At 73.3% G+C, this 23484-nt stretch carries 20 protein-coding genes; 6 read left to right on the top strand and 14 right to left on the bottom strand.

The features are described from left to right. Nucleotides 1-67 precede the first annotated feature (67 nt). The 5 genes from ACFZBB_RS10520 to ACFZBB_RS10500 all read right to left on the bottom strand — a co-directional run bounded on the left by ACFZBB_RS10520 (nucleotide 68) and on the right by ACFZBB_RS10500 (nucleotide 6723). Nucleotides 68-2194, bottom strand: coding sequence for a 3-hydroxyacyl-CoA dehydrogenase NAD-binding domain-containing protein (locus ACFZBB_RS10520; RefSeq protein ID WP_391119868.1), 2127 nt, complete (start codon nucleotides 2192-2194; stop codon nucleotides 68-70). After that, nucleotides 2191-3411: an acetyl-CoA C-acyltransferase gene (locus tag ACFZBB_RS10515; RefSeq protein ID WP_391119866.1), complete on the bottom strand. Its 1221-nt coding sequence runs from the start codon at nucleotides 3409-3411 to the stop codon at nucleotides 2191-2193. Before ACFZBB_RS10515 ends, ACFZBB_RS10520 begins: the two co-directional genes overlap by 4 nt. A 294-nt stretch (nucleotides 3412-3705) precedes the next feature. Continuing rightward, nucleotides 3706-4962, bottom strand: coding sequence for a ribonuclease D (locus ACFZBB_RS10510; protein ID WP_355338660.1), 1257 nt, complete (start codon nucleotides 4960-4962; stop codon nucleotides 3706-3708). Between the two features lie 215 nt (nucleotides 4963-5177). Next, nucleotides 5178-5843 carry a LuxR C-terminal-related transcriptional regulator gene (locus ACFZBB_RS10505; protein WP_188280408.1) on the bottom strand — a complete coding sequence of 222 codons (666 nt, stop codon included), beginning with the start codon at nucleotides 5841-5843 and terminating at the stop codon, nucleotides 5178-5180. A gap of 247 nt (nucleotides 5844-6090) precedes the next feature. Further along, a complete protein-coding gene (locus ACFZBB_RS10500; protein ID WP_391119864.1) occupies nucleotides 6091-6723 on the bottom strand; it encodes a DUF3000 family protein in 633 nt (210 codons plus the stop codon). Between the two features lie 680 nt (nucleotides 6724-7403). On the opposite strand from ACFZBB_RS10500, the gene hemE reads away from it, so the two are divergent. Next, the gene (gene hemE, locus ACFZBB_RS10495) at nucleotides 7404-8444 is read left to right on the top strand and encodes a uroporphyrinogen decarboxylase (protein WP_391048758.1); all 1041 of its coding nucleotides are present in this window, start codon (nucleotides 7404-7406) and stop codon (nucleotides 8442-8444) included. Nucleotides 8445-8448: 4 nt separating this feature from the next. On the opposite strand, the gene ACFZBB_RS10490 is transcribed toward hemE, so the two are convergent. Continuing rightward, a complete protein-coding gene (locus ACFZBB_RS10490) occupies nucleotides 8449-9585 on the bottom strand; it encodes a DUF4349 domain-containing protein (RefSeq protein ID WP_391119862.1) in 1137 nt (378 codons plus the stop codon). A 148-nt stretch (nucleotides 9586-9733) separates the two neighbouring features. On the opposite strand from ACFZBB_RS10490, the gene hemG reads away from it, so the two are divergent. Next, complete coding sequence (hemG, locus tag ACFZBB_RS10485) at nucleotides 9734-11146, top strand: protoporphyrinogen oxidase (protein WP_391119860.1); 1413 nt, start codon at nucleotides 9734-9736, stop codon at nucleotides 11144-11146. Between the two features lie 83 nt (nucleotides 11147-11229). Next, complete coding sequence (hemQ, locus tag ACFZBB_RS10480) at nucleotides 11230-11982, top strand: hydrogen peroxide-dependent heme synthase (protein WP_391119858.1); 753 nt, start codon at nucleotides 11230-11232, stop codon at nucleotides 11980-11982. Here hemQ and ACFZBB_RS10475 read toward each other — a convergent pair. Both ACFZBB_RS10475 and ACFZBB_RS10470 read right to left on the bottom strand, forming a co-directional pair. After that, a complete protein-coding gene (locus tag ACFZBB_RS10475; protein ID WP_391119856.1) occupies nucleotides 11931-12737 on the bottom strand; it encodes a TIGR04222 domain-containing membrane protein in 807 nt (268 codons plus the stop codon). The genes hemQ and ACFZBB_RS10475 overlap by 52 nt on opposite strands. A gap of 256 nt (nucleotides 12738-12993) precedes the next feature. Further along, entirely contained in the window at nucleotides 12994-13773 is a 780-nt protein-coding gene (locus ACFZBB_RS10470; RefSeq protein WP_391119854.1) for a peptidyl-tRNA hydrolase, read from the bottom strand. 58 nt (nucleotides 13774-13831) lie between these two features. Between ACFZBB_RS10470 and ACFZBB_RS10465 the strand changes: the two genes are divergently transcribed. Next, a complete protein-coding gene (locus ACFZBB_RS10465; protein ID WP_391119852.1) occupies nucleotides 13832-15472 on the top strand; it encodes an ATP-binding cassette domain-containing protein in 1641 nt (546 codons plus the stop codon). A gap of 265 nt (nucleotides 15473-15737) precedes the next feature. On the opposite strand, the gene msrB is transcribed toward ACFZBB_RS10465, so the two are convergent. The 4 genes from msrB to ACFZBB_RS10445 form a co-directional block, all read right to left on the bottom strand. Then, nucleotides 15738-16142: a peptide-methionine (R)-S-oxide reductase MsrB gene (msrB, locus tag ACFZBB_RS10460; RefSeq protein ID WP_355338679.1), complete on the bottom strand. Its 405-nt coding sequence runs from the start codon at nucleotides 16140-16142 to the stop codon at nucleotides 15738-15740. Nucleotides 16143-16152: 10 nt separating this feature from the next. Beyond that, a complete protein-coding gene (murC, locus tag ACFZBB_RS10455) occupies nucleotides 16153-17547 on the bottom strand; it encodes a UDP-N-acetylmuramate--L-alanine ligase (protein WP_391119850.1) in 1395 nt (464 codons plus the stop codon). 276 nt (nucleotides 17548-17823) lie between these two features. Then, nucleotides 17824-18291: an indole-3-glycerol phosphate synthase gene (locus ACFZBB_RS10450; protein ID WP_355338685.1), complete on the bottom strand. Its 468-nt coding sequence runs from the start codon at nucleotides 18289-18291 to the stop codon at nucleotides 17824-17826. A 210-nt stretch (nucleotides 18292-18501) separates the two neighbouring features. Beyond that, complete coding sequence (locus ACFZBB_RS10445; RefSeq protein ID WP_391119848.1) at nucleotides 18502-19263, bottom strand: dihydrofolate reductase family protein; 762 nt, start codon at nucleotides 19261-19263, stop codon at nucleotides 18502-18504. Between the two features lie 181 nt (nucleotides 19264-19444). Between ACFZBB_RS10445 and zapE the strand changes: the two genes are divergently transcribed. Then, nucleotides 19445-20482: a cell division protein ZapE gene (gene zapE / locus ACFZBB_RS10440; RefSeq protein ID WP_391119846.1), complete on the top strand. Its 1038-nt coding sequence runs from the start codon at nucleotides 19445-19447 to the stop codon at nucleotides 20480-20482. A 19-nt stretch (nucleotides 20483-20501) separates the two neighbouring features. Continuing rightward, nucleotides 20502-21470 carry a PPK2 family polyphosphate kinase gene (locus ACFZBB_RS10435; protein WP_391119843.1) on the top strand — a complete coding sequence of 323 codons (969 nt, stop codon included), beginning with the start codon at nucleotides 20502-20504 and terminating at the stop codon, nucleotides 21468-21470. 43 nt (nucleotides 21471-21513) lie between these two features. Here ACFZBB_RS10435 and ACFZBB_RS10430 read toward each other — a convergent pair whose 3' ends face one another. Continuing rightward, a complete protein-coding gene (locus tag ACFZBB_RS10430; protein ID WP_223186409.1) occupies nucleotides 21514-21666 on the bottom strand; it encodes a hypothetical protein in 153 nt (50 codons plus the stop codon). Then, complete coding sequence (gene treZ, locus ACFZBB_RS10425) at nucleotides 21663-23429, bottom strand: malto-oligosyltrehalose trehalohydrolase (protein ID WP_391119841.1); 1767 nt, start codon at nucleotides 23427-23429, stop codon at nucleotides 21663-21665. The genes ACFZBB_RS10430 and treZ overlap by 4 nt, the downstream gene beginning before the upstream one ends. Nucleotides 23430-23484 lie beyond the last annotated feature (55 nt).

The raw sequence follows: 23484 nt of genomic DNA, 5'->3' as shown, positions 1-23484 counted from the left end.
GCCGGAACGGCGAAGCGCCGGACCGCCCCGACGTTCCGGGGCCGTCCGGCGCTTCGCCGCGTCCGTCCTAGGCGGGGACGCTCGCCACGCCCGGCGCCAGGAACGGCTTGCCGTTCACCCGCTGGGACACGCCCTCGCGGTCCAGATACGGGGTGACGCCGCCCAGGTGGAAGGGCCAGCCCGCGCCGGTGATCAGGCACAGGTCGATGTCCTGCGCCTCGGCCACCACGCCCTCGTCCAGCATCAGGCCGATCTCCTGCGCGACGGCGTCCAGCACCCGGTCGCGCACCTGCGCCTCGGTGAGCACCGAGTCGCCCTGCTCGAGCAGCGCGGCGACCTCGGGGTCCAGCTCCGGCACGCCGGAGTCGTAGACGTAGAAGCCGCGCTTGCCCGCCTTGACCACGGCCGCCAGATTCTCCGAGACGGTGAAGCGGTCGGGGAAGGCGCCGTGCAGCGTCTCGGAGACGTGCAGACCGATGGCCGGGCCGACCAGTTCGAGCAGCACCAGCGGCGACATCGGCAGCCCGAGCGGCTCGACGGCCTTCTCCGCGACGGCGACCGGCGTGCCCTCGTCGATGACGTTCTGGATCTCGCCCATGAAGCGGGTCAGGATGCGGTTGACGACGAACGCCGGGGCGTCCTTCACCAGTACCGCGGTCTTCTTCAGCTTCTTCGCCACGCCGAAGGCGGTGGCCAGCGACGCGTCGTCGGTCCGCTCGGCGCGGACGATTTCCAGCAGCGGCAGCACCGCGACCGGGTTGAAGAAGTGGAAGCCGACGACCCGCTCCGGGTGCTCCAGCTTCGAGGCCATCTCGGAGACCGACAGCGAGGAGGTGTTGGTGGCCAGGATCGCGTCCGGGCGCACCACCGCCTCCAGCTCCGCGAAGACCTGCTGCTTGACGCCCATCTCCTCGAAGACGGCCTCGATGACGAAGTCCGCGTCGCCGAAGGCGGTCGCCTTGTCCAGGTGACCGGAGACCAGCGCCTTGAGGCGGTTGGCCTTGTCCTGGCCGACGCGGCCCTTGGCGAGCAGCTTGTCGATCTCGCCGTGGACGTAGCCCACGCCCTTGTCGATCCGCGCCTGGTCGATGTCGGTCAGCACGACCGGCACCTCCAGGCGGCGGGCGAAGAGCAGCGCGAGCTGCGAGGCCATCAGGCCCGCGCCGACCACGCCGACCTTGGACACCGGGCGGGCCAGCGACTTGTCGGGCGCGCCCGCCGGGCGCTTGCCGCGCTTCTGCACCAGGTTGAAGGCGTAGATGCCGCTGCGCAGTTCGCCGCCCATGATGAGGTCCGCGAGCGCCGCGTCCTCGGCGTCGAAGCCCTGCCGCAGATCGCCGTTCTTCGCCGCGGCGATGATGTCCAGCGCGCGGTACGCGGCAGGGGCCGCCCCGTGCACCTTGCTGTCCGCGACGGCCCGGCCGCGGGCCACGGCCTGGTCCCACGCCTCGCCGCGGTCCACCTCGGCCCGGTCCACCTCCAGCTCGCCCTTGAGGACGGCCGCGGTCCAGGCCAGCGACTGCTCCAGGAAGTCCGCCGCCTCGAACAGCGCGTCGGCGATGCCCAGTTCGTACACCTGGGCGCCCTTGAGCTGACGGTTCTGGTTGAGCGAGTTCTCGATGATGACGGTGACCGCGCGGTCCGCGCCGATCAGGTTCGGCAGCAGTACGCAGCCGCCCCAGCCGGGCACCAGGCCGAGGAAGACCTCGGGGAGCGAGAAGGCGGGCAGCGACGCGGACACCGTGCGGTAGGTGCAGTGCAGACCGACCTCGACACCCCCGCCCATGGCCGCGCCGTTGTAGTACGCGAAGGTCGGCACGGCCAGCGACTGGAGCCGCTTGAAGACCTCGTGGCCGCTCCTGCCGATGGTCAGCGCCTCGTCACGCGTCCTGAGCACCTCGACGCCCTTGAGGTCGGCGCCGACCGCGAAGATGAACGGCTTGCCGGTGATGCCGACGCCGGTGATCGCGCCCTCCGCCGCCTCCTTCTCGACCTGGTCGAGCGCCGCGTCCAGGTTGGCCAGCGACTGCGGGCCGAAGGTGGTCGGCTTGGTGTGGTCCAGGCCGTTGTCCAGCGTGATCAGCGCGAAGCGGCCCGCGCCCGGCAGCTCCAGGTGCCGCACCTGGGCCTGGGTGACGACCTCGCCGGGGAACCGCTCGGCCGCCCCCTTCAACAGCTCGGTGGTGCTGCTCACTTGGTGCCTCCGTCGAAGTGGGGGTTCTCCCAGATGACCGTGCCGCCCATGCCGAAGCCGACGCACATGGTGGTGATGCCGTAGCGCACGTGCGGCTGCTCCTCGAACTGCCGGGCGAGCTGCGTCATCAGCCGCACACCGGAGGAGGCCAGCGGGTGGCCGTAGGCGATGGCGCCGCCGTACTGGTTGACCCGCGGGTCGTCGTCGGCGATGCCGTAGTGGTCGAGCAGCGAGAGCACCTGGACGGCGAACGCCTCGTTGATCTCGAACAGGCCGATGTCGCTGATCGACAGACCGGCCTTGGCCAGCGCCTTCTCGGTCGCCGGGATCGGGCCGATGCCCATCACCTCGGGCTCGACGCCCGCGAAGGCGTACGAGACCAGGCGCATCCGTACCGGCAGGTCCAGTTCCCTGGCGACGTCCTCCGCGGCGAGCAGCGAGGCGGTGGCGCCGTCGTTGAGACCGGCCGCGTTGCCCGCGGTGACCCGGCCGTGCGGGCGGAAGGGGGTCTTGAGGCCCGCGAGCTGCTCCAGCGTGGTGCCCGGCCGCATCGGCTCGTCCGCCGTCGCCAGGCCCCAGCCGGTCTCCCCGGTCTCGGGGGTGGTGCGGCGGATCGCGATCGGCACCAGGTCCTGCTGGATCCGGCCGTTGGCGTACGCCTTCGCGGCCTTCTCCTGGCTGCGGACGGCGAATTCATCGGCGCGCGCCTTGGTGAGCTGGGGGAAGCGGTCGTGCAGATTCTCCGCGGTCATGCCCATGAACATCGCGGACTCGTCGACGAGCTTCTCCGAGACGAACCGCGGGTTGGGGTCGACGCCCTCGCCCATCGGGTGCCGTCCCATGTGCTCGACGCCGCCGGCCACCACGACGTCGTACGCGCCGAAGGCGATGCCGCCGGCCGTGGTCGTCACGGCGGTCATCGCGCCCGCGCACATCCGGTCGATGGAGAAACCGGGCACGGTGGTCGGCAGCCCGGCGAGGATGCCCGCCGTCCGGCCCAGGGTCAGGCCCTGGTCGCCGATCTGCGTGGTCGCGGCGACCGCGACCTCGTCGATCCGCGCCGGGTCCAGATCCGGGTTGCGCCGCAGCAGCTCCCGGATGCACTTGATCACCAGGTCGTCGGCCCGGGTCTCGTGATACATGCCCTTCGGGCCCGCTTTGCCGAACGGGGTGCGGACGCCGTCAACGAATACGACGTCCCTTCCGGTACGAGGCACGGTGGGTCTCCCTCTTCGACGATGTGGAACGCGGCGCTGAAGCACGCTTCCTACGGCTCGCCTCACATGCTACTCGCCGGTAACTCATGTGCACAGCTTCCCTCGCGGAAGCGGCGCAGCTCACATCGCACGGATGTTACCGAAGGTTACCTCTGTGGCGGGAGACCCTGAGGGAGCGTCGCGGGCCGGTCGGCCGTTCGACGCGGAACCGCTGACCGCGGACCACCGACGCAGAACCACGGACGGGGAACCGCGACTGCGGACCGCCGGCGGCGGACCACCGCCCCCGGCGGGCTATTCGCCCGGGGGCGGGTCCGCCGGGCGGGCGGTCAGCGCGACTGTCAGCAGCGGGGTGGTCAGCTCGACCTGCCAGGGGCGGGCGCCCATGTCCGCGAGCTGGGCGGCCACGACCTCCTCGCTCGCGTTCGCCGGAGGCGCCCAGCACAGCCGTCGCACCGTGTCCGGGGTGATGAGATTCTCCTGGGGGAGATTCAGCTCCTCGGCCAGCGCGCTCACCGCGGCGCGCGCCGCGGAGAGCCGGGCGGCGGCGACCGGGTCCTTGTCCGCCCAGGCGCGCGGCGGCGGGGGGCCGGTGTACGCGGCGGCGGGCTGCGGCAGCTCCCGCTCGGGCAGCGCGCGCGCCCGGTCGATCGCGGACTGCCACTGGTCGAGCTGGCGGCGGCCCATCCGGTGCCCGAAACCGGGCAGGGCGGCCAGCGCGTGCGCGTTCGGCGGGCTCTCCAGCGCCGCCGTCACGATCGCGGCGTCGCTGAGCACCCGGCCGGGGGAGACGTCCCGCTCACGGGCGGTACGGTCGCGCGCCAGCCACAGCTCGCGCACGACGGCGATCTGCCGACGCCGCCGCACCTTGTGCATGCCCGAGGTCCTGCGCCAGGGGTCGACGCGCGGCGCGGCCGGCGGGGCGGCGGCGATGGCCGCGAATTCCTGGAGCGCCCACTCCAGCTTCCCCTGGGTGCGCAGCTCCTCCTCCAGTGCGTCGCGCAGATCCACCAGCAGCTCGACGTCGAGCGCGGCGTACCGCAGCCACGGGTCGGGCAGCGGGCGGGTGGACCAGTCCACCGCCGAGTGGCCCTTCTCCAGTGCGAAGCCCAGCACGTTCTCCACCATCGCGCCGAGGCCGACCCGGGCGAACCCGGCCAGCCGCCCGGCCAGTTCGGTGTCGAACAGCGAGGTGGGGTGCATGCCGATCTCGGACAGGCACGGCAGATCCTGGGTGGCGGCGTGCAGCACCCACTCGGTGCCGGTCAGGGCGTCGCCCAGGGTGGACAGGTCGGGACATCCCGTGGGGTCGATCAGCGCGGTCCCTGCTCCGGCGCGGCGCAACTGGACCAGATAGGCCCGCTGCCCGTAGCGGTAGCCGGAGGCGCGCTCGGCATCGACGGCGACCGGACCGGAACCCGCGGCGAAAGCCGCGACGACATCTGCGAGAGCCTCCGGGCTGGCGGTCACCGGCGGGATTCCCTCGCGCGGGTCCAGCAGCGGGACCGGCGCCGGGCCTGCTTGGGTTGCGGTCTCTCTGGCGTCGGTCACTTGTTAAGGGTAGCCGGGTACGGCGTGTCAGGTGGAGATCCAACGGACAGGGCGTACCGTACGTCGCCGCCGGGTCCGTGAGCGGCGGGGCCGCGGCACCGCCACGACGGCCGACGCGCTCGCGTATACGGCGGGCGTACGCGCGGATACGGGCGCGCGTATACGAAACGACCCCCGGCGGAACGTTCCGCCGGGGGTCGCTCACGGCCGGAGCCTCAGTGGATGATTCCGGTGCGCAGGGCCACCGCGACCATGCCGGCGCGGTCCCCGGTGCCCAGCTTCCTGGCGATCCGGGCGAGGTGGCTCTTGACGGTCAGCGCCGAAAGGCCCATGGAGACGCCGATCGCCTTGTTCGACTGGCCTTCCGCGACCAGCCGCAGCACCTCGACCTCGCGGCCGGACAGCTCGCGGTAGCCGCTGGGGTGGCCGGGGGCGCCCGGCGGGCGGCGCTGCATACGGGCCGCGGTGGCGCCCAGCGGCGCCAGTCCCGGCCGGGTGGCGAGACCGCCGGGGCTGTTGCGGGTGCCGGTCACGACATAGCCCTTCACCCCCCCGGCAAGCGCGTTGCGCACGGCGCCGATGTCGTCGGCGGCGGAGAGTGCGAGGCCGTTGGGCCAGCCTGCCGCGCGGGTCTCGGCGAGCAGGGTGAGGCCGGAGCCATCGGGGAGATGGACATCGGCGACGCAGATGTCGCGGGGGTTACCGACCCGGGGACGGGCCTCGGCGATGGACGAGGCCTCGATCACGTCGCGAACCCCGAGAGCCCACAGGTGTCGGGTGACAGTGGAACGGACGCGGGGGTCGGCTACGACGACCATGGCCGTCGGCTTGCTGGGGCGGTAGGCGACCAGGCTCGTGGGCTGCTCGAGAAGAACGGACACCGGGCCTCCTGTGGCAAAGGGGACTGAAACGGTCACAATCTCCTTCGGCAGCAATTGCTCCGGCCTTTAGGGAAAGATCACGATTTATTGAGGATCATTTCCGGCAATTCGGACGAGAAATCGAACATGCGAGAAGGGAGTGCGCTGCGCGATACGCCGGGGAGTGCGCGGGGGCGCGCCATTGGGGGCGCGTGACGTCACCGCAGGCCGGGGCGGTGCGCCGACTTACGGAAGCGGTCTGACGGACTCAGGTACGGCGCTTCGGCATCGGCACCACGCCGCTGCCCCCGCGCACCAACGGCTCCGGGCCCTCCGACGGGGGCAGACCCGCGCACGCGCACAGCAGGTCGCACCATGCCGCCAGGTGCGCCGCCACCTCGGGCGCGCCCCCCGCCCGCTCCCTCGGCGTCCACGACGCCCGGATCTCGATCTGCGTGTCATCCACCCGGTCCGCCAGCGCGCCGAAGTAGTGCGACGACGCCCGCGAGACCGTACCGCTCGGGTCGTTGTACGCCGCCCCCCGCGCCGCCAGCGCCCCGGTCAGCCAGGACCAGCTCACCTCGGGCAACAGCGGATCCCCCGCCATCTCCGGCTCCAACTCGGCCCGCACCAACGTCACCAGGCGGAACGCGCCGTGCCACGCCTCATGCCCGTCCGGCTCGTGCAGCAGCACCAACCGCCCGTCGGCCAGCTCCTCGCCGTCCGCCAGCACCGTCGCCTCCAGCGCGTACGCGTACGACGCCAGCCGCTTCGGCGCGGCCGTCTCCTCGATCCTGACCTCCGGCCTCACCCGCACCGAGCGCAGGGTGTCCACCAAGCGCCGAAAGGGGAGGGGGGCGTCGTCACTGCCGTCGCCGAGGTGCCCGTGAACCGCTGCCATGCCCGGAAGACTAAGCCGCCGATGCCCTCCGGGCTCGGAACAACACCCTTATTGCCCCTCGGGGCGCCTTCCCGCTCCCCGCGAGGAGCACCCTTGCGCCCGCCGCGCGCCCCAACCCCGCGGCTGCGCGGCGGCGTTCGCCGCTGGGGTGGCCGTGGGGGGTGAACGTCCGGAGCGCCGTCTTGCGTCAGCTCAGCGTCACGGCGAACCGTGCGTGGGAGCCGTCTTTCCTATGCTCACCGCGATCCCCTTTTTTTGCCGCCCTCTCGCCTCCGGCGGCTTGGATCCGGTGTCGACGGTCTCCCCCAGACTTCGTCCGGGGGTGCCCCCACTTCGACGGTCGCTCGTTCCTCGCTCCCTGCTCATCGTCGCTTTCGACACCGGCGCCGCCTTTGGCTCGCTGGCTACCGGCGAACCCACCTGCGCAGCGGTGCCGTAGGGGCGCAGCCCCTCGCGCAGTCGCACCCTGGCGGCGGACCCCACCTGCGCAGCGGTGCCGTAGGGGTGCAGCCCCTCGTGCAGCCGCACCCTGGCGGCGGACCCCACCTGCGCAGCGGTGCCGTAGGGGTGCAGCCCCTCGTGCAGCCGCACCCTGGCGGCGGGCCCCGGCGCGCAGACGTGCCCTGGGGGCGCAGCCCCCTTGGCGGGGGTGGTGGGGGAGACGTGGGAGGATTCTCGGCGTGAGTGCGCACCAGCAGACCGCTGCTTCCCCGTTCATCCGCGCCTGTCGGCGCGAGCCCGTGCCGCATACGCCGGTGTGGTTCATGCGGCAGGCCGGGCGTTCGCTGCCCGAGTACCTGAAGATTCGCGAGGGCGTCGCGATGCTGGACTCGTGCACGCGGCCCGACCTCATCGCCGAGATCACGATGCAGCCGGTGCGGCGGCACAAGGTCGACGCGGCGGTCTACTTCAGCGACATCGTGGTGCCGCTCAAGGCGATCGGGATCGACCTCGACATCAAGCCCGGCGTGGGCCCGGTGGTGGCGGACCCGATCCGTACGCGGGAGGACCTGAAGCGGCTGCGGGCGCTGGAGCCCGAGGACGTCGGTTACGTCACCGAGGCGATCGGCCTGCTGACGGCCGAACTCGGCGAGACGCCACTGATCGGATTCGCGGGCGCGCCCTTCACCCTGGCCAGCTACCTCGTGGAGGGCGGCCCGTCGCGCAACCACGAGCGGACCAAGGCGCTGATGTACGGCGACCCCGAGCTGTGGCGTGACCTGCTGGACCTGCTCGCCGACATCACCGTGGGCTTCCTGAAGGTGCAGATCGAGGCGGGAGCGAGCGCCGTCCAGGTCTTCGACTCGTGGGTGGGGGCGCTCGCTCCCGTCGACTACCGGCGCTACGCGATGCCCGCGTCCGTGAAGGTCTTCGACGCGGTCGAGGACTACGGCGTCCCGCGGATCCACTTCGGCGTCGGCACCGGCGAACTGCTCGGTCTGATGGGCGAGGCGGGCGCGGACGTCGTCGGCGTCGACTGGCGGGTGCCGCTGGACGAGGCGGGCCGTCGGGTCGGTCCCGGCAAGGCGCTCCAGGGCAACCTCGACCCGTCGGTGCTCTTCGCCCCGACGGCGGCCGTCGAGGCGAAGGCCCGGGAGGTGCTGGACGCGGCCCCGGCCACCGGCCATGTGTTCAACCTCGGCCACGGTGTCCTGCCCAGCACCGACCCGGACGCTCTCACCCGTCTCGTCGACTTCGTGCACACCTCGACCGAGGTGTGACGGCTCAGTCCGTCGGCGGCTCCTCCTCGCGCTCCGGCGCGTCCGTACCCGCCGGGGCCGTGGACGGCGTGCGCTGCGGGTGGACCGGGGGGTACGAGGACGGGCTCCACGGACGCGGCGCCATCGTCGGCGGCTCCTGCCGGGGCCAGCGGCGGCGCACCAGCCGGTAGCCGATGAAGCCGGCCAGCGCGACCACCAGGAACGGCAGCACGGCCGACAGGACGACCAGCACACCGCGGATCGTCACGTAGAAGGCGTGCCAGCCGCCGCCCAGCGCGTGGCCGACCTGCGTCCAGAAACCGTCCTCGGGCTTCGGCTTCGCGGCGACGTGCTTCACCGGCGGCTCGACCAGCCGCAGCGTCACCGTGGCCAGATCCGTCCGCTCCCGCAGCGCCGCCTGCTGCGCCTGGAGGGACTCCAAGTCGGCCTCGCGGGTGCTCAGTTCGCGCTCCAGCGACACCACGTCGCTGAGCGAGCCCGCCTGGTCCATCAGCTTGCGCACCCGCGCCACACTGGCCTGCTGCGACTTGATCCGGCTCTGCACGTCGACCACCTGGCCGGTGACGTCCTCGACGCCGACCTTGCGCTCCATCAGCGTGCCGAGCCCGGCCAGCCGGGTCAGCAGACCGTCGTACGCCGCGGGCGGCACCCGGAGCTGGATTGTCGACTGCTCGTGGCCCCCGGCGTCGACCGAGGTGTCCTCGGTGCCCCCGTAACCGCCCGCGTCGGCGACCATCGCGCGGGCCTTGTCGAGCGCGTCGCCGACCTTCGGGGTGCGGACGGTCAGGTGGGCCGTACGGACGAGGTAGCTGGGCGCGGACGGTTTGGCGCTGTTGCCGGTGGTGGCGGCCTTGTCCGACGCGGAACCGGGCGTACCGGAAGGCGCGTTCCCGGCGTCCGTACCGCTGTCGCCGTTCTTCATCGAGTCGCTGCCGCTGCCGCTGCCGCTGTCGTCCTGGCCGCGGGCCGCCGGGGCGGCGGCCTTGTCGGAAGCGCCGCCGCTTTCGCTGCTGCACCCGGCGACCGCGAGCGAGGCGGCCAGCAGCAGCGCGGCCGGGACGGCGGCCGGCCGCCGCCGTCCGCGCCGGCCGGCGTGGTGTGCGCGCCCGGTGCGCGGCGCTCCGGGTCTGTGTGTCCTCACGTCAATTCCCCCCAGGTGCAAGCCTCGTGAGGCCCGCCTAGTGACCTGTAGTGACAGTTGGACGTAGACGGTCCGCAGCGGGTTGCGGTCCCCCGGTAGCGATGGGATCACGTTCGGAACTCGGAACGGAGTCTGAGACAGTGGACGCATGAGCCAGACGCACAACGGCACGGGCGCTCCTGAACACGCGATCGTCATCGGCGGCGGAATCTCCGGACTCGCCGCGGCGCACCGGCTGGCGGGCGCGGGCGTCCGCGTCACGCTGCTGGAGGCGTCGTCGCGGCTCGGCGGCAAGCTGTACGCCGACGAGATCGCCGGGGTGCCGGTCGACCTCGGCGCCGAGTCGATGCTGGCCCGCCGCCCCGAGGCGATCGCCCTGGCCCGCGAGGTCGGGCTCGGCGACGACCTGGAGCCGCCCGCGGTGCTCGGCGCCGCGCTGTGGACGCGCGGCAAGCTGCGGCCCATGCCCAAGGGACACGTGATGGGCGTGCCCGGCGACCTCGGGCCGCTCGCCTCGTCCGGTGTGCTGTCCGCCGCCGGTCTCGCCAGGCTCCCGCTGGACCACGTACTGCCCCGCACCGAAATCGGCGACGATGTCGCGGTCGGCACCTTCGTCGCCGCCCGGCTCGGCCACGAGGTCGTGGACCGGCTCGTCGAACCGCTGCTCGGCGGCGTCTACGCGGGCAACGCCTACGAGATCTCGCTGCGCGCCGCGGTGCCGCAGCTCTTCGAGGCCATGCGCACCGGGCGCTCCCTGATCGAGGCGGCCCGCGACATCCAGCGCCGGGCCGCAGCCAGGGCGGGCGGGGCGGGACCGGTCTTCAACGGCATCCGCGGCGGTGTCGGACGGCTGCCGCTCGCGGTCGCCGAGGCGTGCCGCGCCGCGGGCGTCACCATCGAGACGGACGCGCCCGTACGCGAACTGCGGCGCACGCCGCACGGCTGGCAGGTCGGCCTCGACGGCCGCGCGCTGGAGGCCGATGCCGTGGTGCTCGCCGTGCCCGCGCCCACCGCGGCCCGGCTGCTCGCCGCCGAGTCGCCCGCCGCCGCGGCCGAACTGGACACCGTCGAATACGCGGGCATGGCGCTGGTCACCATGGCCTTCCGCCGCCGTGAGATGACACGGCTGCCCAACAGCAGCGGCTTCCTCGTCCCGCCGGTCGACGGCCGCACCATCAAGGCGTCCACCTTTTCCAGCCGCAAATGGGGCTGGCTCGGCGAGGCGGGCGGCGACACCGTCGTCCTGCGCACCTCCATCGGCCGCCACGGCGACGAGGCGGACCTCGCCTGGGACGACACCGACCTCGTCCGCCTCTCCCGCGACGACCTGGAGGCCGCCGTGGGCCTGCGCGCCGCCCCGATCGCCGCCCGCGTCACCCGCTGGACCGCGGGTCTGCCCCAGTACCCGGTCGGCCACCTCGCCCGCGTCGCCCGCGTCCGCGAACACCTCACCAAGCTCCCCGCCCTTGCCGCCTGCGGCGCCGCGTACGACGGCGTCGGCATCCCCGCCTGCATCGCCGGAGCCCACCGCGCCGCGGCCGAGCTGCTGCCGCGGGGCTGAACGGCTCCGCGCCGGGCGGCCCGCAGGGCGTCGTGGGGGACCCTGGTGCCGGGAGCATCGGGGGGCGCGGGAGAATGGGGGGTATGACCGACTCGACTGCCGACCGCGCTTCCGATTCCGCCGACGCCACGTCGGCGAAGGCCCCCAACGCGGGGAAGAAGGCCAAGGACCTCAACGAGGTCATTCGCTACACGCTCTGGTCGGTGTTCCGACTGCGCGACACCCTGCCCGAGGACCGCAGCGGGTTCGCGGACGAGGTCGAGGAGCTGTTCGCGCAGCTCGCCGCGAAGGACATCACGATCCGCGGGACCTATGACGTCTCGGGGCTGCGGGCCGACGCCGATCTGATGATCTGGTGGCACGCCGAGACGGCCGAGGAGTTGCAGGAGGCGTACAACCTCTTCCGCCGCACCAAGCTGGGGCGCGCGGTGGAGCCGGTGTGGTCCAACATGGCGCTGCACCGCCCGGCGGAGTTCAACAAGTCGCATGTTCCGGCCTTCCTCGCCGATGAGACGCCGCGCGAGTGGGTCAGCGTCTATCCCTTCGTGCGCTCCTACGACTGGTACCTGCTGCCGGACGAGGACCGCCGCCGGATGCTCGCCGACCACGGCAAGATGGCCCGTGGCTACCCCGACGTGCGGGCGAACACCGTCGCGTCCTTCTCGCTCGGCGACTACGAGTGGATCCTGGCCTTCGAGGCCGACGAGCTGTACCGGATCGTCGACCTCATGCGGCACCTGCGCGCCTCCGAGGCCCGCCTGCACGTCCGCGAGGAAGTCCCCTTCTACACCGGTCGGCGCCGCGAGATCGCCGACCTGGTCGCGGGCCTGGCCTGACGCAGCAGCGCCCGTATCGCGGGGTCGCGCAGCGTGCGCGGCCCACGGGCGGCCAGGGCCGACAGCGGCGGCGCGTCCCGGGGTATCGCCCGGAGCGCCTCCTGCCCGGCCGGGGCCGCCCACCGCGTGTACGGATAGACCTCGACGCGCGCCACCGCCCAGCAAGCCCCCGTCAGCAGCAGCGGCAGCACGTACCAGAGCAGCGCGGGCGTCCCGTCCGGCGCACGGACCGACCCGTTCAGCGCGACGGTCGCCACCGCCATCGCCAAGGTCAGCCCGGTGGCGCCGCGCACCTGCCGCACGCCCGCCGCGAGCCGTTCGCGTGCCGCCGCGGGAACCCCGAGCCCGGCGGCCACCAGCCGTTCGCCGAGTGCGCGTACGGCCTCCGTCCCGGCGTGCGCCGTACGTATCGCGGCCAGCGGAGCCTGGCCGTCGGGGCCGGCCGACGCGAGCAGTGAGCGCTGCACCTCGTGCAGGCCGTCGAGGCCGCCGCCTTCCTCCGGCGCGATGACCGTGACCCAGCCGGTGTGGGCGAGCAGCACCCGCCGCTCACCGGCCAGCGCGACCAGCGCCGTGTCGGTCACCCGCCGCGGGCCTCCGGCCAGGAACGCCGTTTCGTACAGCCCGAGTTCGACGCCGTCCGTGGCCCGCCGTTCTCCGGGCGCTCCACCGGCTGCGGCGACCCCGGCCAGGCACAGGCGCGCGCCGGCGGCGGTCGCCGCGGCACACGCGACGAGCAGCAGAAGAATCCACATGAGAGATTTGTACCGGACTCCGCCGACACCGCGTTCTCGGCCTGTGGATAACTCCGCGGGCGGGTTAGGGCGTGTCCGCGAAGTCGCTCCCCCAGACTCCGTCCGGGGGTGCCCCACCGCCCGGAGGGCGGGGCCGGCGGTGTCTGGTGCGTGCGATCGGCAATGGCGGTGGGGGCACCCCCGGACGGAGTCTGGGGGAGTGCGTGCCAGGCGCCGCAAGCCAGACGAGACTTTGCGGACAGGCACAAGGGCCTGGTCAGGGCGTGCCGGGGGCGGGATGCGCGCGCAGGGACGGGTGGTCGGCGACGACGGTGGCGGAGCCCGGGGCGACCTCGGTGAAGCCCGCGTCGCGGACGACGGGGAGGGAGGAGGCGCTCAGGCGGGTCCACAGGGCGGGGGAGGGGGTGCGGACGGCCAGGGGGAAACCGGCGGCGCGCCAGGCGTCGCGGTCGGCGTCCGACAGCTCCCACCAGGCGAGTTGGGCGCCGTGTCCGGCCTGGGCCATGGCCTTCCCGGCCGACATGGTGACGTCGGGATTCATCCACAGCACGGGGCGCGGGTCGCCGGGTTCGAGCGGTGACGGCGGCTCCGGGTCGTCCAACTCCGTGCCGGAGACCTGGAGTTTGGCCAGTTCCTTCGGCCAGCCGTCGAGCGGCACGGGCGGGTAGACCCGCACTTCGGCGGGCGGCACATCGGCCGTACCCGCTTCCGTGTCCGACCCCGACGCGGACCCCGATCCCGATCCCGTCACCGTGATGCCCGGCAGGGCCGCCGCCCGCCGCCACTCCGCTCCGCGCGCCCGCCGTACGACCTTGCGGATCCTGGCGTCCTGCCAGTCCCGTACGGCCTGCGCCCACTCGCCGTCGTCGGCCGTCGCGCGCTCGTCGCAGAGCAGGGTGAGGACGGCGCGCGCCGCCGTCTCCAGGGCGTCGGTACGGGCCGGGGGCGCGTCGCGCTCGATACGGACGACGAGTGGGAGGACGAACTGGGGTGCCGCGTCGCGGTCGGCGGCCTGGTGCTGGAAGGGGCTGGTCACCGCCCCAGTCTGCCACCCGTCCTCGACGGCCCGGCGGCCGTGGGCGAGGATGGCGGACGTGCGCGACACCACCCGTGAAGAGGGCCAGGGGACTTCGCAGGTCCCGGACATCCCCGGCATCCGGCTGGACGGCGTCGGACGCCGGTACGGCCTCGGCGGTCCCTGGGTGCTGCGCGATGTCACCCTCGACCTGCCGCGCGGCGGGCTCGTCCGGATCGAGGGCGCCAACGGCACCGGCAAGACCACGTTGCTGCGGCTGCTCGCGGGCGTGGACCGGCCCAGCGCGGGCCGGATCAGCGGGCGACCGGCCACCGCCACCGCGTACGTGCCGGAACGTTTCCCGGCCGCACTGCCCTTCCCCGTCCTGCGCTACCTCACCCACCTCGGCGCCGTACGCGGCCTGCCCCGCGACCAGGCCCGCGACCGCGCCCGGCACTGGCTCGACCGCTTCGGCATCACCGGCTACGCCCGCACCCCGCTCGACGAACTCTCCAAAGGCACCTGCCAGAAGGTCGCCGTCGTCCAGGCCCTCCTCGCCGACCCCGAACTCCTCGTTCTGGACGAAGCCTGGACCGGCCTCGACCACGAGTCCCGCACCCTCCTCGACACCGCCTCGCGCGAGCGCGCCGCCGCCGGAGCCACCGTCGTCTTCGTGGACCACGACCCGCGGCGCCTGGCCGACGCTCCGACGCTCGTGCTGCGTGTCACACCGGAGGAAGTGACGACGGTACGGCGGGCGCCGCAGCCGTGGGCGTCCGGGCCCGGCTACCGCAAGCCGGTCGTCCACATCGAGGCCACGGGGGCCGGGGAAGTGCCGTCCGTCCCAGGGGAATTGAGCCGGAACGGCGCCGGGGCGGTGCGGATCGCGGTGCCCCAGGAGGAGTCGGACGCGGCGCTGCGGGCGCTGCTGGACGCCGATCCGCCGTGGCATGTGGCGTCGGTGCGTACGGAAGCGACGGCGGCCACGCCGGAACCGGTGGCGCCCGCCGATGTCGTCGTGCCGAGGCCCCGGCGGGCGGTCGTCGGCGCGCTCCTGCGCTACCAGGCGGATCTTCTGCTGCGCTCGCACCGCTGGCTGCCGCCGCTGCTCTTCTACGGCGCGGTGATGGCCATCGGGGTGGCCGGGGGCGAGCCGCTGCTCGGCTCCCTGGGATACGAGGCGGCGCTGCTGCTGCCCTTCGCGGCCTGGATGGTACGGGTCTGCGTGACGAACGAGCCGGGCGCGGCGCGGGCGTGCGTGGCCTCGGCGGTGGGCGCCGGGCGGGCCCAAGTCGGCTCTCTGGGAACGGCGTTGGGTGCTTCCGCGCTGGTGGGAACCGTCGGGACGGGCGTCGTGGTCGCGGTCAGCGGCGCGCACTCGGACGATTTCCGCACGTCGGTGGCGGTCGGGCCCGCCGCCGTGGCCGGACTGCTCGCGGCGGCCGTCTCCGTACTCGCCGGGTGCGCCGTGGGCGCGGTGACCAACCCTCCGCTGGTACGCGGCGGCGGCTGGTCCGTGCTGTGTACGGTGCTCGCCGCCGGGGCGCTTCTGGTGGCCTCGGGCTCGCCGGCCAATGCCGCTGTCGCGGGGCTGGTCACCGGGTCGCGCACCGGTGCCGTGCGCTATCCGCTGCTGCCTCTTGCCGTCGCGGCCGTCCTTGCCGCGGCTGCCGCCGGGCTCTCCTGCCGTTTTGTCTCCCGCCTCGGCGACACGAGGTGAGGCCGTGAGGGGGGTGCCCCCCGGGCTCTGAGCCGTCGAGGCTGTGGCCTTGACCAGGCCGTGGCTCCTCGCCCTGGACGGCGGGCACGGGCACCCCGCGGGTGGAGCCGGTGCCCCTGCGGGACGGGCGGCCAAGGGGGCGTCTTGCTGTGGGCTGCGCCCCTTCGGGGCCCGTCCCGCCGTGGGGGCTTGTCGCGCAGCGCAGTCCCCGCGCCGCTGAAAGCCTGCCCCCCCCCGCCGGAGGCGCACGGCACCCCCGGAGGGGTTACTCCGTGGGGGTCAAGGTCAGGGAGATGGAGTTGATGCAGTAGCGCTGGTCGGTCGGTGTGCCGTAGCCCTCGCCTTCGAAGACGTGGCCCAGGTGGGAGCCGCAGCGGGCGCAGCGGACCTCGACGCGGGTCATCCCGAGGGTGCGGTCCTCGATGAGTTCGACGGCGTCGGTGTCGGCGGGGTCGTAGAAGGAGGGCCAGCCGCAGTGGGACTCGAATTTGGTGTCGGAGCGGAAGAGCTCGGCGCCGCAGGCACGGCAGGCGTAGACGCCGGTCGTCTTCGTGTCGGTGTACTCGCCGACGAAGGGCCGCTCAGTGCCGGCTTTGCGCAGGACCGCGTACTCCTCCGGCGACAACTCGGCGCGCCACTGCTCGTCGGACTTGCTGACTTCGTAGGACATGGAGGTCTCCTCAGCTGCCGAGGCGGGCGAGAATCAGGGGACCGAGGTCGGTCACGTCGCCCGCGCCCATGGTGAGAACGAGATCACCCGGCTTCGCCATTCCTGCGACCACGTCCGGTACCGCCTGCTTGTCGTGTTCGGCGGTCACGTCGGCACCCGCCGCGCGGGCCGCGTCGATGATGAGTGCGCTGGTCACGCCGGGGATCGGGTCCTCGCGGGCGGGGTAGATGTCGAGGACGACGGAGGCGTCGGCGAGGGCGAGGGCGGCGCCCATCTCGGTGGCCAGCTCGCGGGTGCGGCTGAAGAGGTGCGGCTGGAAGACGACCAGGACGCGGGCGTCCCCGGCGGCGCCGCGGATCGCCTCCAGGTCGGCGGCCATCTCGGTCGGGTGGTGGGCGTAGGAGTCGATGACCTGGACGCCCCCCGCCTCGCCCTTGAGCTGGAGGCGCCGCTTGACGCCGGTGTACTTCGCGAGGGCCGAGGCCAGATTCCGGGTCGGGGCGCCGATCGCGGTGCCCGCGGCGAGCGCGGCGACGGCGTTGTGCGCGTAGTGGCGGCCTGGCACCGAGACGGTGAAGGTCAGCGGGCGGCCGTCGATGACGACGGTGACCTCGCTGGTCAGCCCGCGCGGGTTGATCTTCGTGATGCGTACGTCGGCGGTCTCGGCCTCGCCGACCGTCACGATGGTCAGACCGCCGATGTCCCGTACCCGCTTCGTCAGCTCGACGGCGCCCGGCTGGTCGGCGGAGATCACCAGCGTGCCGCCGGGGCGGATCTTGCCGACGAAGGTCTCGAAGGAGTCGTAGATCTCGTCCATCGAGGCGTAGTTGGCGTGGTGGTCGAGCTCCACGTTGAGGATGATCGCGACCTCGGGCGCGTACGTGTGGAAGCTGCGGTCGCTCTCGTCGGCCTCCGCGACGAAGATCTCGCCGCCGCCGTGGTGCGCGTTCGAGCCGGGCGCGTCCAGGTCGCCGCCGATCGCGTACGACGGCTCGCTGCCGAGCGCCGTCAGCGCGACCGCCAGCATCGAGGTGGTGGTGGTCTTGCCGTGGGTGCCCGCGACCGCGATCGGCCGGGTGCCCTCCATCAGCGCGGCCAGCGCGTCGCTGCGGTGCACGACGGGGACGCCGCGCTCGCGGGCCGCCGCCAGCTCCGGATTCTCCGGGCGGATCGCGCTGGAGACGACCACCGAGGTGGCGTCCTGCGCCAGGTGCGCCGCGTCGTGGCCGATGTGCACGGTCACGCCGAGCGCGCGCAGGGCGCCCGCCGTCTCCGACTCACGTGAGTCACTGCCCGCCACCCGCGCCCCGCGCTGCGCGAGGATCTTCGCGATCCCCGACATTCCGGCGCCGCCGATGCCGATGAAGTGCGGTCGGTCCATGGCGGGGGGAACGGACGGGCTCATACGGAGGTCTCCCGGAGATGTGCGTGGTTCGTTTATTGACCGGGTCCTGATTCTCGCACCTCCGGGCGGGCGGACGACTCTGCCCGCGCGCCCGTGGCACCTCCCGCCGGCGCTGACCGCGCGCTCGTGGCACCTCTCGTCGGCGTTGACCGCGCGCCCGTGGCACCCCCGCCCGGCGAGACGTTTCTGCAAGGGGTGCCCGGGACACACGACGCCCGAGCCGCCGGGCGGCGCGGCGCCGCCTCATCGTGCTCGGCGCCTCATCGTGCGCTGCGCCTAATCGTGCTCGGCGAAGAGCTTCAGCACCGGCACCCCCACCTTGTGCCGCGCCCGCGACGTCCAGTCGCGGTGGAAGAACTCCTCCACGAAGTGCGGCGCGGTGAGCACGATGACCTCGTCGGCGTTGGTCTCCTCGACGACCGTGCGCAGCAGGTCGAGCGGGTGCTTGTCGACGATCCGGCCCACCGCCTCCGCGCCGGAGGCGCGCAGCGCCTCCAGGGAGTGCGCCAGGGCCCGCTCCGCGACCGGGGTGGCGTCGTCGCCCTCCGGTTCGCGGTCCTCGTGCGCGGCGTCATCCAGATAGCCGAGCGCCACGTCGTCCACGGCCCGCAACAGCCGGTCCTGGTCGCCGCGTGGCTGCATGAGCACGACGAAGGAGACCTGCTCGTCGCCGTGGAGAGAGGTGACGAGCTCCACGTCGGCCGGTGCGAGCGGCTTCTCGATCATGAGTACGGTCGTGAACACGGACGCGTCCTTCTTTCTCGTGCTTCGTCGGGGCCACCGGGCCGGCGTTGGAACAATCCTGCCCCGATCTTCGCGGGGCACTCGGGTAAGTGTTCCCGCGCGGAGCGAAACGGAACGAGGGAATCCGCTTTTTTCGGGTGCGGTTCCATCGTGCGGCGCGCCGCTGGTCAGGTGGGTGGCATGAAATGTGTCGGTGGGATGGGCGGGCGGTCAGGCCCGGACGTAACGGGTGAACAGGAAGCCGTCCTCCTCCAGGACGGAGCGCGGGACGAGGCGGGCCGGGCCCGGCACGTCGGGGCCGTGCATGATCCGGGGCGCGTCGCCGCCCCCGAGCACCGGGGCGACGGTCAGGCACAGTTCGTCCAGCGTGCCGGCCGCGGCGAACTGCGCGAGGACTCGCGGGCCGCCCTCGTGGAGCAGCCGCGTGTGGCCCAGCGCGGCCAACTCGCGCACCGCGCGGACCGGGTCGACGCCTTCGCCGTCGCCCGCGACGACCACATGGGCGCCCGCCGCGCGGGCGGCGGCGACGCGGTCGGCGGGCGGCGACGCGCCGGTCAGCACCAGGGTGGGGGTGACCGGCGCGGTGAACAGCGGTGTCGTGAAATCCAGATCGAGGCCGCGGCTGATCACCGCGACGGCGGCGGCCGGGGTCTGACCGTCCGCCGCCCTGCGCGCCGCGAACACCTCGCGGGCCCTCGCGGGCCGGTAGCCCTCCAGGCGAACCGTTTCCGCACCCACCAGCACCACGTCGGCCAGCGCGCGCAGCACGCCGAAGACCCGCATGTCCGCCTCCGACGACAGCGGCGCCGACCTGCCGTCGTACCAGGCCGCGCCGTCCAGCGACGACACCATGTTGGCCCGGAGGTACGGGCCCGCTCCCCGTTCGGGGTACGCGTACGCGTCCGCCAGACCGAGCGGTGTCTCCAGCCCGGCCGAATCGTTCGCTCCCGCTACGGGATAGAGCCGTCGCATCCCCGAAGTCTCCCACGCCGCGCCGCTACGGGCCGGTCGGCGCCCTCGGGCCGCCGCCCCCGTACGCGTGGGGTCGGACACATGTCGGTGGGGGCGGAACCGGGAGGCACTACGCTGGTGAGCTGTGTCGACCTCTGTCGTTTCGTCTGGGAGTGCCGCGATAGGCGGCGATGGCGGGCCCGTGTCACTCAGCGCGCGCACGCCGCATGTGCCGGTGGAGCGGTTGGTGGCGGAGATGGTGCCGCCGCCACGGTTCGACAGCGTCAGGTTCGAGACCTACGTGCCCGACCCGAATCAGCCCAGCCAGGCCGCGGCCGTACGGGCCCTGGCCGGTTTCGCGGCGTCGCTGACGGCCGCGCGGACGCCCAAGCGGTGGTTCCGGCGGGAGGCGCCCGCGCCCGGCGGCCCCGGCGGGGTCTACCTCGACGGCGGTTACGGCGTCGGCAAGACCCACCTGTTGGCGTCGCTGTGGCACGCCACCCCGGCGCCCGCCGAGCGCAAGGCGTTCGGCACGTTCGTGGAGCTGACCAATCTGGTCGGCGCCCTCGGCTTCCAGCACGCGGTCGCGGCGCTCAGCGGCCACCGGCTGGTCTGCATCGACGAGTTCGAACTGGACGACCCGGGCGACACGGTGCTGGTGTCCACGCTCCTCGGCAAGCTCGCCGACGCGGGCGTACGGCTGGCGGCGACGTCGAACACGCTGCCCGGCAAGCTCGGCGAGGGCCGCTTCGCCTCCGCCGACTTCATGCGGGAGATCCAGGGACTGTCCGCCCGCTTCACCAGCCTGCGGATCGACGGCGAGGACTACCGGCACCGCGGCCTGCCCGAGGCGCCGACCCCGCACACCGACGAGCAGGTCACCGCAGCCGCGGCCGTCACGCCCGGCGCCGCGCTCGACGACTTCGGCGCGCTGGCCGCGCACCTGGCCACCGTCCACCCCAGCCGCTACGGCGCGCTCTGCGACGGCGTCGGCGCCGTCTTCCTGCGCGGCGTGGAACCCGTCACCGACCAGGCGACCGCGCTGCGCCTGGTGGTGCTCGCCGACCGGCTCTACGACCGCGAGATCCCCGTGCTGGCCTCCGGCGTGCCCTTCGACCGCGTCTTCGGCCAGGACATGCTGGCGGGCGGCTACCGCAAGAAGTACTTCCGCGCCGTCTCCCGGCTCACCGCGCTCGCACGGGACGCCGAGAAGCTGACCGGCACTGGCGGAGACCGCTGATCCGGCGCAGGATCGGTGCATGGCCAAGAGCGGCGGCAAGGGCAAGGGCAAGCACGGCGCCGAGCACGCGCACGTGGACCATCACGCGCACGAGGACGACCGGGGCGGCAAGCACGCCGACGCCGCCGCCAAGAAGGCGCAGAAGGACCCGGGCCTGCGCTCCCTGCTGCGCGTTCCGCCCGGCGGCGGACCGGTCAACCTGCGGGCGTACGACACCTCCGCGACCCCCGGCGGCCCGCGTGACAAGGCGACGGCCCTGGCCGCGACCGCGGAGCTGCGCGCCCGGCTGGCCGAACTCCAGGAGCGGCTGTGGGCGCAGAGCACCGCGGGCGCCCCGCACTGCGTGCTGCTGGTGCTCCAGGGCATGGACACCTCGGGCAAGGGCGGCACCGTCAAGCACGTGTCCTCCGGGCTGAACCCGTCGGGCATCCGCGTCACCGCGTTCAAGGCGCCCACCGAGGAGGAGCGCCAGCACCCCTTCCTGTGGCGCATCCGCCGCGCGCTGCCCCGCCCCGGCGAGCTGGGCGTCTTCGACCGTTCGCACTACGAGGACGTGCTGATCGCCCGTGTGCGCGATCTCGTGCCGCGCGCCACCTGGAGCCGCCGCTACAGCGTCATCAACCGCTTCGAGCAGTCGCTCGCCGACGACGGCGTCACCGTCGTCAAGGTCTTCCTGCACATCAGCTACGACAAGCAGCGCGAGCGGCTGCTGAAGCGGCTCGACAACCCGGACAAGCACTGGAAGTTCAACCCCGGTGACATCAGCGAGCGCGCGCTGTGGCCCGCGTACCAGAAGGCGTACGAGGTGGCCCTGGAGCGCTGCTCGACCGACGCCGCGCCCTGGCACGTGGTGCCGTCCGACCGCAAGTGGTACCGGAACTGGGCGGTCGCCAAACTGCTGCTCGAACACCTCGAACTGATCGACCCGGCCTATCCGAAGGCCGACTTCGACATCGAGGAGAGCCGTGTCGCGCTCCTCAAGACCTGACCCGCGTGCCCCGGTCCTAGCTAGCGACCCGCTTGCCCCGGTCCTAGCCGGAGCACGCGGTGCGCTGCGCCTCCTGCCACTCGCACACCGGGCAGTACGTCGCGCCGCGGGTGCTCGCCGGATACTCGGTCGGCTCGCCGCACAGCACGCAGTCCGCGAGGGCTTCCGCGTCGGGCGTCGGGGTCGTCTGTGTCACCCGTTCACCGTAGCGCGGGCGCGCAGCACGGCGGCCCCGCGGGGCGGAAGCTGGACGGCCGCGTCCGGGCCCGGCAGCACCTTGCACGACGGCCGGGCCAGCACCACCTCGCACGGCACGTCCAGCGGCACCCGCGCGGGCGCGTCGGAGAAGTTCACGACCGTACGGAAGGGGCCGCGGGCCAGCCGCAGCGTCCGGCCGCCCGCGGTCGCCGCGACCGTGTCGAGCTGGGGATCGGTCAGGGCGGGCTCCGACCTGCGCAGCGCGATCAGCCCGCGGTACCACTCCAGCAGCTCGCGGTGCCCCGCCTTGTCCGGCTCGGCCCAGTCCAGGCACGAGCGGTCCCGGGTCGCGTGGTCCTGCGGATCGGGCACGTCCTCCTCCGCCCAGCCGTGGTCGGCGAATTCGCGGCGCCGCCCGCGCGTGATGGCCGCGCCCAGCTCGGGGTCGTCGTGGTCGGTGAAGAACTGCCAGGGCGTGCCCGCGCCCCACTCCTCGCCCATGAAGAGCATCGGGGTGAACGGCGAGGTCAGGACGAGGGCCGCGGCCACGGTGAGCTGGTCAGGGGCGAGCCGGTCGCCGGTCGCGCGGTTGCCGATCTGGTCGTGTGTCTGCGCGTAGCCCAGCAGCCGGTGGGCGGGCGCGGCGGCCCGGTCCAGCGGGCGGCCGTGGTGCCGGCCGCGGAAGGAGGACCAACTGCCGTCGTGGAAGAAGCCCCCGGTGAGTGTCTTGGCCACCGCGGCGGGCCCGGCGGCGGCGAAATCCGCGTAATAGCCCTGCGCCTCACCGGTGACGGCGGCGTGCAGGGCGTGGTGGAAGTCGTCGCTCCACTGGGCGTGCAGGCCGAGGCCGCCCGCCTGGCGCGGCGCCGTCGTCCGCGGGTCGTTCAGATCGGACTCGGCGATCAGGAACAGCGGGCGGCCGAGCGCGGCTGACAGCCCGTCCACGGCCGTCGACAGCTCCTCGAGGAAGTGCAGGGCGCGCGTGTCGACCAGCGCGTGGACGGCGTCGAGCCGCAGCCCGTCGAGCCGGTAGTCGCGCAGCCACGACAGCGCGCTGCCGATCAGGAAGTCCCGCACCTCGTCGGAGCCGGGCGCGTCCAGATTGACCGCGTCGCCCCAGGGGGTGTGGTGCCGGTCGGTGAAGTACGGGCCGAACGGCGGCAGATGGTTGCCCGACGGGCCCAGGTGGTTGTGGACCACGTCGAGGACGACGCCCAGGCACTGCTTGTGCGCCGCGTCGACAAATCGCTTCATTCCCTCGGGGCCGCCGTACGGCTCGTGCACCGCCCACAGCGACACCCCCTCGTACCCCCAGCCGTTGGTGCCGGGGAACGGGCACACCGGCATCAGCTCGATATGCGTGATGCCCAGCCGGGCCAGGTGCGGCAGCCGCTCGATCGCCGCGTCGAAGGTGCCCTCGGGAGTGAACGTGCCGACGTGCAGTTCGTAGACCACCGCGCCGGGCAGCGCGCGGCCCGGCCACGGCACCGTCCAGGCGAACGCGTCGTGGTCGACGACGGCGCTCGCCCCGTCCGGGCCCTCCGGCTGGCGGCGCGAGCGCGGATCGGGCAGCGGCGGACCGCCGTCGAGCAGATACGCGTACCGCGTGCCCTGCCCGGCGGACACCTCCGCGCGCCACCAGCCGGCCCGCGCCGGGTCGGGGCCGAGGCTGTGCCGTGTGCGGTCGTCGATCAGGATCTCCACCTGCTGGGCATCCGGCGCCCACACCTCGAACAGCACCCACGGCTCCCGTCTCGTCATCCGGTTCGTTCAGCGTCTTCGGTCTTCCGCGCGGCCGTCTTCCGCGCGGCAGTTT

The sequence above is a fragment of the Streptomyces sp. NPDC008139 genome, from assembly GCF_042957025.1.
Taxonomy (GTDB): Bacteria; Actinomycetota; Actinomycetes; order Streptomycetales; family Streptomycetaceae; genus Actinacidiphila.
The sequence above is the reverse complement of the archived record's forward strand: the minus strand, read 5'-3'. Positions and strand labels throughout refer to the sequence as shown.